This is a genomic window from Thermoanaerobacter kivui, from assembly GCF_000763575.1.
GTDB lineage: Bacteria > Bacillota > Thermoanaerobacteria > Thermoanaerobacterales > Thermoanaerobacteraceae > Thermoanaerobacter > Thermoanaerobacter kivui.
The window spans coordinates 1,706,472-1,717,821 of sequence record NZ_CP009170.1; the positions used below are offsets into that span (position 1 = coordinate 1,706,472).

General features: G+C 35.4%; 11 protein-coding genes and 1 pseudogene. 1 reads left to right on the forward strand and 11 read right to left on the reverse strand.

Annotation, left to right across the window (positions count from 1 at the left end):
* Positions 1–33: 33 nt before the first annotated feature.
* The 10 genes and pseudogenes from TKV_RS08675 to hprK all read right to left on the reverse strand — a co-directional run bounded on the left by TKV_RS08675 (position 34) and on the right by hprK (position 7,969).
* Positions 34–372: a hypothetical protein gene (locus tag TKV_RS08675; protein WP_049686263.1), complete on the reverse strand. Its 339-nt coding sequence runs from the start codon at positions 370–372 to the stop codon at positions 34–36.
* A gap of 68 nt (positions 373–440) precedes the next feature.
* The gene (locus TKV_RS08680) at positions 441–668 is read right to left on the reverse strand and encodes a hypothetical protein (protein ID WP_003869407.1); all 228 of its coding nucleotides are present in this window, start codon (positions 666–668) and stop codon (positions 441–443) included.
* Between the two features lie 136 nt (positions 669–804).
* Entirely contained in the window at positions 805–1,791 is a 987-nt protein-coding gene (gene amrS / locus TKV_RS08685) for an AmmeMemoRadiSam system radical SAM enzyme (protein ID WP_049685596.1), read from the reverse strand.
* 66 nt (positions 1,792–1,857) lie between these two features.
* Positions 1,858–3,264 (reverse strand): AmmeMemoRadiSam system protein A, encoded by a 1,407-nt coding sequence (gene amrA / locus TKV_RS08690; RefSeq protein WP_049685597.1) that lies wholly within the window; start codon positions 3,262–3,264, stop codon positions 1,858–1,860.
* A 100-nt stretch (positions 3,265–3,364) separates the two neighbouring features.
* Positions 3,365–3,526: a nucleotidyltransferase domain-containing protein gene (locus TKV_RS08695; RefSeq protein ID WP_049685598.1), complete on the reverse strand. Its 162-nt coding sequence runs from the start codon at positions 3,524–3,526 to the stop codon at positions 3,365–3,367.
* A gap of 106 nt (positions 3,527–3,632) precedes the next feature.
* A pseudogene (locus tag TKV_RS08700) lies at positions 3,633–3,878 on the reverse strand (DUF624 domain-containing protein); the annotation flags it as partial.
* Positions 3,879–5,351 (reverse strand): long-chain-fatty-acid--CoA ligase, encoded by a 1,473-nt coding sequence (locus tag TKV_RS08705; protein ID WP_049685599.1) that lies wholly within the window; start codon positions 5,349–5,351, stop codon positions 3,879–3,881.
* A 12-nt stretch (positions 5,352–5,363) separates the two neighbouring features.
* Entirely contained in the window at positions 5,364–6,302 is a 939-nt protein-coding gene (locus TKV_RS08710) for an ROK family protein (RefSeq protein ID WP_049685600.1), read from the reverse strand.
* Positions 6,299–7,036, reverse strand: coding sequence for a phosphatase (locus tag TKV_RS08715; RefSeq protein ID WP_049685601.1), 738 nt, complete (start codon positions 7,034–7,036; stop codon positions 6,299–6,301). Before TKV_RS08715 ends, TKV_RS08710 begins: the two co-directional genes overlap by 4 nt.
* Before the next feature lie 15 nt (positions 7,037–7,051).
* Positions 7,052–7,969, reverse strand: coding sequence for an HPr(Ser) kinase/phosphatase (gene hprK / locus TKV_RS08720; protein ID WP_049685602.1), 918 nt, complete (start codon positions 7,967–7,969; stop codon positions 7,052–7,054).
* A 167-nt stretch (positions 7,970–8,136) separates the two neighbouring features.
* On the opposite strand from hprK, the gene TKV_RS08725 reads away from it, so the two are divergent.
* A complete protein-coding gene (locus TKV_RS08725) occupies positions 8,137–9,117 on the forward strand; it encodes a biotin--[acetyl-CoA-carboxylase] ligase (RefSeq protein WP_049685603.1) in 981 nt (326 codons plus the stop codon).
* A 376-nt stretch (positions 9,118–9,493) separates the two neighbouring features.
* Here TKV_RS08725 and uvrC read toward each other — a convergent pair whose 3' ends face one another.
* Positions 9,494–11,341, reverse strand: a complete 1,848-nt coding sequence (gene uvrC / locus TKV_RS08730) for an excinuclease ABC subunit UvrC (RefSeq protein ID WP_049685604.1) — start codon at positions 11,339–11,341, stop codon at positions 9,494–9,496.
* Positions 11,342–11,350: the final 9 nt, after the last annotated feature.

Here is an 11,350-nt window from a genome sequence, read left to right on the forward strand (position 1 = left end):
AAAAAGCTCAACCTTATCGGTTGAGCAAAAGTATCATTCTAATGTTTTTATTTGCTCTTCAAGAGCTTGTATCTTATTTTTAAGGTATTCTAATTGCTGTAGTGCTTGTTGTTTTTGTTGCATCATCTCTTCTTTTTGATTGCCTTGCTGTCTTAATTCTTCCATCTTATTTTTAACTGTTTCAACTATTTTTTGTTTGCTATTGTCAAAAAACTCCATAGCTTTATTAACAGCATCTTGCATATCTTCTATGCTCTTTTCTATTGATGGTTTCATATTTTCTTTTGCTTTTGGATAGAGCATTAAACTTAAAGCTGCTGCTCCAATCCCCCAGTAAAGCTTTCTGGAGGAAAGAAATTTTAAAATACCCATTTTCTTCTCTCCTCCTCTCTTTTGTTCCATTAATATTTTGCCCTCAATTTTTTATATAATTTAATGTTTTATTTGCCAAAAATTATAACTTTTGTTATTGCTTTATATAAATCCTTTGCATTATATTTTTCACTAATTTTAGAAAAATATTGTAAAAATTCTCCTATTGTCTCTTGCCATAAATTTACTATTTCATTCTTTTTAGACGGGTCTTTTTTATATTCCTTAAAAGACAATTCCATCGCATATTTTAAGGCATCAACTGCCTTTTGAAATTCTTTTTTTATGTCATCCATTATTATTTACCTCCAAAAAAGTATAATCTAAAGATAATATATGAAAATTATCACGATAGTGTCACAAAAAAGAAAAGGCTTTGTAGCCTTTTTATAAGTTATTAAAAAATCCTTTCTTTGGTAGTATTTTACATCTTTAATTAACTATATTTATACTGTTACCACATTTCTTACACTTATTGCCTTCCAATCCTTTTACATTAACATACCAGTTTTGCCTCTCTACAAGCAAATTGCCACAATAAGGGCAATTAGTATTATTGTCAAATCCTATTACATTTCCTACATAGACAAAATTTAAATATTTTTTCCCTATCTCATAAGCTTTTTGAAGTGTAGCTATAGGAGTAGCTGGATTATTCATTTGATAATTTGGAAAATATCTTGAAAAATGTAATGGTATATTTTTGTCAATTTGAGAAAGCCATTTCACTAAGTTTTCTATTTCTTCTTCTTTGTCATTTAAATCAGTAACAACTAAATTAGTAACCTCTACATGGCAATATTTCGAAACTTCTTCAACGGTTTTTAAAACGGGTTCTAATCTTCCACCAACAATCTTTTTATAAAAATCTTCTGTAAAGGCTTTTACGTCTATGTTCATGGCATCTACATAAGGAAGTATCTTTTTTAATGGCTCTAAATTTATATATCCATTTGTCACAAGTACAGTTTTTAACCCCTCTTTTTTAGCCTCAATCAATCCATCGTGTACATATTCATACCATATTAAAGGCTCATTGTAAGTAAAAGCAATCCCTATATTGTCTCTTTGTCTTTTTGCTGCAGCAATCAATTGTTGGGGAGAGATGTAATCTCCTTCCCATTTTTGATGTGCTATTTCCCAATTTTGACAAAACTTACACTTTAAATTGCAGCCATAAGTCCCCACAGAAAATATATATCTGCCTGGATAAAAGTGATAAAGTGGCTTTTTCTCAATTGGGTCCATAGCTACAGAGGTTATAATTCCATAGTTTTCCGTCACAAGCCTACCATTTACATTTTTCCTCACATTGCAGACTCCGTACTTCCCTTCATTTATACGGCAATTGTGAGGACATAATAAACATTCTACAACATTATTCTCTAGTTTTTTATAAAACATAGCTTCTTTTACCATTTTAAAAAGCGCCACATCTCCATTACTAACTCAAATGGAGAAATGGCAATCCCTCCCTTTAAGTTTTTATTTATGCCTTTCAACTTCAAATTTTTCTATGGTGTAATCCTCATCTGGACTAATTCCAGCTTTTCTCAAAGCAATAGAAATTTGTTCTTCAACAGTGTCTACTCCTTCTAAGTCAGGTAAAAGCAATCCTGAACGATAGCCTTTTCTCACTATTACTCCATATTTTTTGGGGTTAAGCTCTTGTTTTGATTTAACAGGTTGAGGAGGTGTCAAAACATCCACTGAATACTCAATATCCTTTAGCTCACGCTCTTCTACATGTTCAAAACGAGGGTCTTCAAAACCTGCACTTATGGCATTTTTTATTATTTCTTCTGCTATATTCTTTCTCTGTGGAACTACTGTACCTATACATCCTCTAAGTTCCCCATCTTTATGAAGAGAGACAAATACTCCTGCTCTTTTTGTATACATTTCTTCAGGCAAACCTTCTGGAACTGGCATTGATTTTCTATATTTCACATAATATTCAAGGCTTTCTCTGGCAAGTTTGACATATGGGTCTTCTTTTTGCCTTATCTCTTCAATTCTTTGTCTTTTTAACCTGTACAACTTTTCTAAAAGGCTTGTTCCTTTATACTGATCCACTTCAAATTGCGCAACACCATATCCTACGCCAAATGGCCCTTCATGGGATAATACTTTCGCTTTAACTTCATAACCATCAAGAGCTCCCAACATAACGCAAACCGATCTAAATCCACACTCTGCGGCTTCTTCAATTAAGCCTTTGTCCATGCCTATTATTTCTTCTACTTTCATATCAGAAAGCAAGTTTAAAAGTTTCTTGTCAAAAACTTCTCCCTTTGGCGTATAGCCATTCGGACTATTGGGAGTCAATTTGTGAGATAAATCCCCACTGGCGATAAAAACGACCTTTTTGTTTGAATTTCTTATAGCTTCTCCAATTGCAGTACCAAATTCATAAAGCTGTTCACAGGACAAAAATCCATAAGAAATATGGACTAATTTAAAGTTAGAATAATGTTTTGTAACAAAATATAGAGGTACAATAGTTCCATGGTCAAGCTTTTTTGGAAGCACATATTTTTTGGCTAATTCATCATCTACTTCTGCAATAGGTATATCTCTCTTTCTAGATTCTTCTACAATTTTTTCAACAAGCTCTAAATCATTCTCAAATTCAAACCTTACACCTCTTGCACCAAACTGTCCAAGGTCTCCTTCTAAACGAGGAAAAACAGTCACTGCCACAGCATCTCTAAAAACGTATCCATGAGGAGTGACAACTATTATTGTATCAGGCTTTTTTTCTTTTATGTTGCTTGAAACAGTATTAAGTGAATCTATCGTCTTTTGAATCTTTTTTTCTTCTCCTCTCCCTACCTCAGGGACGATTATCGGTGGATGAGGCATGAGATAACAAGACAACAAAACTCCCATTTTTAACACCTCGACACTTCTTCTTCTCATAATTGATTATACCACAATAGCAAAAGCTTCATCCCAATTAAATTAATATAAGGGTGAAGCTTTTTAAAAATTACATAATAACAGCAATATCAATATCACTTTCACTAGTATAATTGCCTTTCGCATAAGAACCATATAAATAAACTTTCTCAATGTTCATTTCTTTTTTGACTAATTCGGCGTATTCTCTAGCAATCTTTTCTACGGTTTTTCTATCAATGAAAGTAGCCATTATCTCATCACCTTTATCTTCTCAATGCTAAAGTGGTAAATTCATATTTTAAACTACTATACCTCATTCCTCATCTTTCTTTATATATTTCCTAATTACTCCCTCAAAAATAATATCTAATTGACAATAATAAGCCAGCAAGAATATATGCAAAAGCTGTGTTTTGTTGTATAAAAAATCTCACGTCTACGTAAAGTATTAAAATAACAGCAACAGTAATCACAAAGTTTATAAGCATCCACCAAAAGTGTTTTTTAAAGGCTTTCCAAAATTCTTTCCAGACTCCTTCTCTTTCGTCTTTTCTTAAAAGATGCACAGAATGAAAAAGAGCTTCTGTGGATTGAAAAATTGTTTATTTTAACAATTTCTTTTGTATTTTACCAGCTGCATTCTTGGGAAGTTCGGGTACAAACTCAAAAATCTTTGGAATTTTATAGGATGCCAATTTATTCTTTAAAAAGTTTTGAAGCTCTTTTTTGTCAGCTTTCGCTCCTTCTTTTAGCACCACAAAAGCTTTGACTTCTTCTCCTTTCAATGGGTCTCCTACCCCTATTACAGCCACTTCTAAAACATCTGGATGTTCTAACAAGGCATCTTCTACTTCCCTCGGATATACGTTAAACCCACCTAATATTATCATGTCTTTTAGTCTATCTACAATGTAAAAATATCCGTCTTCATCTTTTTTTGCAAGGTCACCTGTGTGGAGCCAACCACCCCTTAAAGTCTTGGCGGTTTCTTCTGGCATGTTGTGATAACCAACCATTATATTTGGTCCCCTTAAAACAAGCTCTCCTACTTCTCCAACGGGAAGTTCGTTATCATTTTCATCCACTATCTTTGCTTCTACACACGGAAGTGGCAATCCTACAGACCCCGGCTTTCTTATGGCATCAGGCTCTAAAGGATTTAAAAGTGCAACAGGAGCTGCTTCACTTAAACCATAGCCTTCTACAAGCGGGAAATTGAATTTTTCCTCAAACCCTCTTTGTATCTCAGGGGCTAATGGAGCTCCACCTGATATAGCTAACCTTAAAGCTTTAAATTGTCCTTTTTCTACCATCCTCATGAGAACAGCAAACATCGAAGGCACTCCGCAAAATACAGTTACATCTTCTTTTGTCAGTATCTCCAATGTGTCTTTTGGCATAAAACTTTCTTTTATTGTAATAGCAGAACCCAAATAAAATCCAAGAAGTATGTTGACTGTCCAAGAAAAGCTGTGGAAAAGCGGCAATACGCACAAAAAGTTATCCTCTGGCCCTAAGTCAGAAACATCGTCTAATGCTTTTACATCAGCAATGAAGTTATTGTGAGTAAGCATCGCACCTTTAGGTTTCCCTGTCGTTCCAGAGGTATATATATACGTACATACTTCGTCTGGTTCTATTTCAACATGTTGAGAAGGACCCATTTTTAAAATTGCATTAATGGTATTTTCATCTAAAACGACCACATTTTTGAGATTCAATCTTCCTAATTGAGACTTATCAATTTTTTGAGCTATTAAAGGATGAATGACTATAGTATTAGCACCTGATTCAATAATTATATATGCAATTTCTTCAAGTATAAGCATCATGTTTAGCGGTACAACAATTGCTCCTGCTTTAGATGCTCCCATAAAAGAAAAAATATATTCAGGGCAATTAGGAAAACTCAATGCTACTCTATCACCTTTTTTTACACCTATTGATTGAAAAAAAGAAGCGTATTTATCTATTAAAGTGTCCACTTCTCCGTAAGTATAAACTCTGTCTTTAAATTTTATCGCCACATGGTTGTCAGGCACTTTTGCGTTTTTGTGAAGTTCATGAATTTTCATAATTATCCTCCTTTAACTTAATATGGCGGCGCCGATGATCCCTGCATCATTTCCAAGCTCTGCTTTTCTTATGTCAGCATACGGTAGCTCTTTGAATAAAATATTCTCTGCCACTTCTTTTTTAAGAGGCTTTATGAGAAAATCCCCTGCATTTGCAACTCCTCCACCCAATATTATCACTTCAGGGTCAAACATGTTTATCACATTTACAATTCCAATAGCTAAGTATTTGACGTAGTCATTGAAAATTCGCATTGCTTGCTCATCGTACTGCTTCGCCGCGTCAATTACATTTTTAGCCGTTATGCTGTTTATATCTCCATTTGCAAATTTTAAAATAAGTGTGTCAGGATTTTTCTCTGCTGCCTTTTTACCTTCTCTTATTAAAGCAGTTGCTGAAGCATATGTCTCTAAACATCCAATTTTACCACAGTTACATCTTATACCATTGTCTCCTATCACTATGTGTCCAAGCTCAGGAGCAAAATGATGGGCACCATTGTATATTTTGCCATCAAGGATAAAACCAGAACCTACTCCTGTTCCTAAGGTAATTATCACTGAGGACTTAGAACCTTTGCCAGCCCCATATACTGCTTCTGCCAAAGCCGCTACATTTGCATCATTGTCCATATATATTGGCAAATCAATGTATTTTCTCATTTCTTTTGCAAGGGGGATTTTTATCCAAAAGAGATTCACTGCTCGTATTACTATGCCTTTTTCGCTATCTGCTACACCCGGGACTCCTATTCCCATTGACTTAATGTCACTTACACTTAGATTACTCCTCTTAATAAGTTCAAGAGCTATATCCGCTATGTCTTTGGCAATCGCTTCATATCCCCTTTCCGGTTTTGTCGGCCTGCTGCCTCTAGCTACTATACGTCCTTCTTCATCCACCAATCCAACAGCAATATTAGTGCCTCCAAGGTCAACACCAATTCTCATTCTTCCTCCTCTCCAATTTTCCGTTTTTTCTCTTTAAGATATTCTTTTATTTTTCCAACATCAGTATTAAGCACTAAATCTTCAGTTATACCGGCATTCTTAATAACTTTGAGAGCTTCCTCAAACCTTCCTACATCAAAGCTTACATGGGCATCGCTTCCTACAGCAATTTTTACTCCCATTTCTTTCGCTTTTTTAGCAATGAGAAAACAATTTTCTTCACTGCCTTTTCTTGAGCTTACAAAGGAGCTGTTGTTTATTTCAATGAATTTGCCGTATTCTTTAGCAGCCATTAAGACTTTTTCAATATCTATTGGATATATTGGATTCCCCGGATGCCCTATTATGTCTACATAAGGGTTTTTTAGCGCATTAATAATCGCCTGGGTGTTTTTTTCTACATCGTCACTGGGCTCAAAACATACGTCATGCAAACTGGCGATCACTATATCGAGGTTTTTTAGTATTCTTTCGGGAAGGTCTAAGGACCCATCTACATCCATTATATTAGCCTCTACTCCCTTTAATATCTCTACCTCCTCTATTTTTTCAGGTATTACCTTTAAATTTCCAAAATGCCAAAGGTGAGCAGCCCCTGGCATTTTAGGCCCGTGGTCTGTCATGCATATGAGTTTAAGACCTTTTTTATAAGCCTCTCTTGCGTTTTCTGTAATAGTGCTGTAAGCGTGACCGCTGGAAATTGTGTGAGTGTGAGTGTCCAAAACTAACTTCAACTTTATCCTCTCCCTTTAATTCCCTATTTGTTTTAATAATTTTTTGTTAAGCTCATGGGCAGCATTGTACCCCATCTGTTTTTGCCTGTGATTCATCGCTGCCACCTCTACTATTATCGCAAGATTCCTTCCTGGCCTTACGGGTATAGTGAGTTTTGGAACCTTAACATCTAAAAATTTGATATAATCGTCTTCTAATCCTAATCTGTCGTAATATTTATCTTCGTCCCATTCTTCCAATTGAATGACTAAATCTATGCTCATTGTATTTCTAACAGATCCAACACCGTACAACGTCTTTATGTCAAGTATGCCAATACCCCTTATCTCAATAAAGTGCCTTATTATCTCAGGTGAACTTCCTTGAAGCTTGTCCTCGCTTATCTTGCTGATTTCCACCGCATCATCAGCAACCAGTCGGTGTCCCCTTTTAATTAGCTCTAATGCCGTTTCACTTTTCCCTATGCCACTTTCTCCTAACAAAAGAACACCTATTCCATATACATCCACAAGGTCTCCGTGAATAGTAATTTGTGGTGCTAATTTTTCGTCAATGTAATTTATGAGCCTATTTATAAATTTGGTAGAAGCTTCTTTTGTCCTTAGAAGGTATCTATCGTGTTTTTGCGCAGCATCTATAAGTTCTTGACGTATATTTAAATCCCTCGTTACAATAAGACAGGGAATGGGGTAATTAAAAAATCTATCCGCTCTTTCAGCCAATACATCATCTGGCAGCTGTTCTATAAAAGTTGTTTCAACTTTTCCTATGATTTGCACTCTTTCATAAGCAAAATGCTCATAAAAACCAGAAAATTGAAGGCCTGGTCTGTTTACATCGCTGGTAGTTATATCTATTTTATTGTTTTTGGCTTCCACAACAACTTCTAAATTTAAATCTTTTATCAAAGTTTCAACAGGAATCTTATCCACACCTTCACCTCCTGCCGCTAAAAAACCGCTGCGTTTAATTCAATTATATTATTTAAAACCAAATAAGTAAATAAGTTAAAATGTCACGTTTAGGTAAAATCTTTTATTTTTACAAGATTTATATTATAATATTTGTATACCTCTATCAAAAATTTTGGGGTGAAAAAATGCTAAGGTCAAAGCTTCTTAAACTTTTAAAAGAAAACAAAGGCGAGTATGTATCAGGGCAAAAACTGTGTGAACAACTCAACGTCTCAAGGACTGCAGTGTGGAAGCATATAAATGGATTAAAAAATGAGGGATATCAAATAAAAGCCCACCACAAAATGGGATACATGTTGTCTTCTGAACCAGACGTGTTAATTTATGAAGAAGTATCACCTTATCTCTCTACAAATTTCATAGGTAAATATTATATACATAAATCAATTATTGATTCTACAAACAATTTTGCTAAGGAAATCGCATCAAATGCTCCCGATGGAACTATAATTATTGCAGAAGAACAGACATCGGGGAGAGGTCGATTAGGAAGAAGTTGGCTATCTCAAAAAGGCTGTGGCATATGGATGTCCGTCATTTTAAAACCTGATTTGCAGCCACAACAAGCTATTAATTTGACACAAGTAGCAGCAATTTCTGTAGTTAAAGCTATTGAAGAAATAGTCAATGTAGAATGTAAAATAAAATGGCCAAACGATATAATACTAAACAACAAGAAAGTGTGTGGAATATTGACAGAGATGAGTTCAGAAATAGACAAAATAAACTACGTGGTAATAGGAATTGGAGTCAATGTAAACTGTGACAATTTCCCTGAAGAATTAAAAGGCAAAGCCACTTCCTTGTACTTAGAAACCCATTCTAAAATTGATAGAAAAAAACTTACCGGCAGCATTTTAAATAACCTGGAACTTTACTATAACGCATATTTACAAAAGGGCTTTGACTACATAAGGCCTATATGTATTGAAAAATCCATAACAATAGGGAGGCAGATAAAAGTCATTACCAATGAGGGTGAAATCCAAGGATACGCTGTCACTATTGACAATACTGGAAGTTTAGTAGTAGATACAAAAGAAGCTAAAAGAATTAGTATTATGTCAGGAGATGTATCCGTAAGGGGATTACTGGATTATGTTTAAACAAAATCTTGACGCTCCAGTTTGTTGACAAAGTTAAAAAATGTTCAAAGGAGATATTTTGCATCGTCGCTCCGGTGTTCCAAAGCGACAAAACTAAAGCTCGACCTTCGGGCTCCGGCAGGGTACCTACGTCAGGTGGCATCCATGCCTTAAGGTGCCCGCCTCCGCCATCCATGGCTTCGGCCCTGCCTCCACCCTCGGTCTTGCTAAGTTTCCCGGCACTCAAGTAGGAGAGTTTGATAAAGCAAAAATAGAAAAAACAAGCATACTTACTTGAGTGCCGGGTCGCTTTGTAACAAGTCGCTCCTTATGCAAAATATCTCCTTTACGAAAGTTTGTCTATAGTCTGAAGCATCAAGACAAATCTTGACGCTTTTTATTTCCTAAAATATTCATATACAGCTTGAGCAGCTTTTTCATTCATTCCTTCTACTTTTTTAAGTTGTTCTACACTTGCCCTTTTTATTTCTTCTATGGACTTGAAGGCATCATATAAGGCTTTTGCCCTTTTTTCACCTATGCTGGGGATATTGAGAAGTTCGCTTTTAAATCTTTTGCTTTGCTTTTCTTTGTGGAAATTTATAGCAAATCTATGAGCTTCTTCTTGTATTTGAGCAATCAGGCGAAAAGCTTTTGTAGTCATAGGTATGTCAATTTCTCCTTGAGAGGACACCAACCCGCGAGTCCTATGCTTTGCATCTTTTACCATTCCGTATACAGGAATTGAAACTCCTAAGTCATCTAATCCCTGTTGTGCCGCATTTACATGCCCTATGCCGCCGTCTACTAATATCAAGTCAGGCATTTCAGCAAATTTTGCCTTATCCTCTTTAAGTTCACCTTTTTCAATAAGCTTTTTTTCTTCAATACCGTGCAAAAAGCGCCTTTCTAGAACTTCTCTCATGCTCTGGTAATCGTCTTGCCCTTCAACATGCTTTACATTGAATCTTCTGTACTGACTTTTTTTAGGCTTGCCATCCACAAATACCACCATAGACCCTACGTTATCCTGACCTTTGGTGTTTGAAATATCATAGGCTTCAATTCTCTTGGCGTAGTCGAGTCCCACTAAATTAGAAAGTTCTAATACAGCTTCGTCTTTTGAAATTTCTTCTCTTATTGATATGTCATTTTTAAGGGCTTCTAAAGCATTTTGATACACCATATCCACAAGCTCTTTTTTCTTTCCTCTTACAGGAATTGTTATAAAAACTTTGTTGCCTCTCTTTTGTGATAGCCATTCACTAAGCAGCTCTTTTTCTTCCAATTCCACATCAGTTATTATTTCCTTGGGAATGTAAGGCGCACCTTCATAAAATTGCTTTATAAAAGAAGAGATAATTTCGCCCCTTTCCATTCCCTCAGTGTTTTTCATATAATAATGCTCTCTTCCGCTTAATTTTCCATTTCGTACAAAGAACACCTGTATACAGGAAATATCCGCACTCCGGGCCATTGAAATTATATCCTGTTCATCTTCTCCTACTGATACCACTTTTTGTTTTTCTGACGTCCTTTCAATAGCAAAAATCTGGTCTCTAATTCTCGCCGCCTCTTCAAAACGCAAATCTTCTGCCGCTTTTTGCATGTCTTCTTTAAGTTTTTGTATGAGCCAATCCCTCTTTCCATCAAGAAAGAGAACTGCCTGATTAACTAATTTTCTATAATCTTCTTTATTTATTTTGTTAGCACAAGGGGCAGAACACAATCCTATGTGGTAATAGAGACATTCTCTAACCTTACCCATGTCCTTTTCAATATTTCTGTTACATGTCCTTATTGGAAACATTTTTCTGACAAGTTTTATAGTCTCCCTCACTGCAAAGGCACTGCTATAAGGCCCAAAATATTTAGCCCCATCTGGCTCAATTCTTCTTGTAAACATTATGCGAGGATATTCTTCGTTTACCGTAACTTTAATGTAAGGATAATTTTTGTCGTCTTTCAAAAGCACATTGTATTTAGGCCGGTATTTTTTTATTAAATTGCACTCCAGCATCAAAGCCTCAAGTTCTGTGTCGGTTACAATGTATTCAAAGTCTTCAATATTTGAAACCATTATCTTTACTTTTGGAGGTTGATTTTCTTTGTTCTGGAAGTACTGCCTCACTCTATTTTTGAGAACTACCGCTTTCCCAACATAAATTATTTTGCCACTTTTGTCTTTCATTATATAAACGCCAGGCTTTTCCGGCAAAAGTTTTAATTTCTCTTCTATATTCATTACCATCAC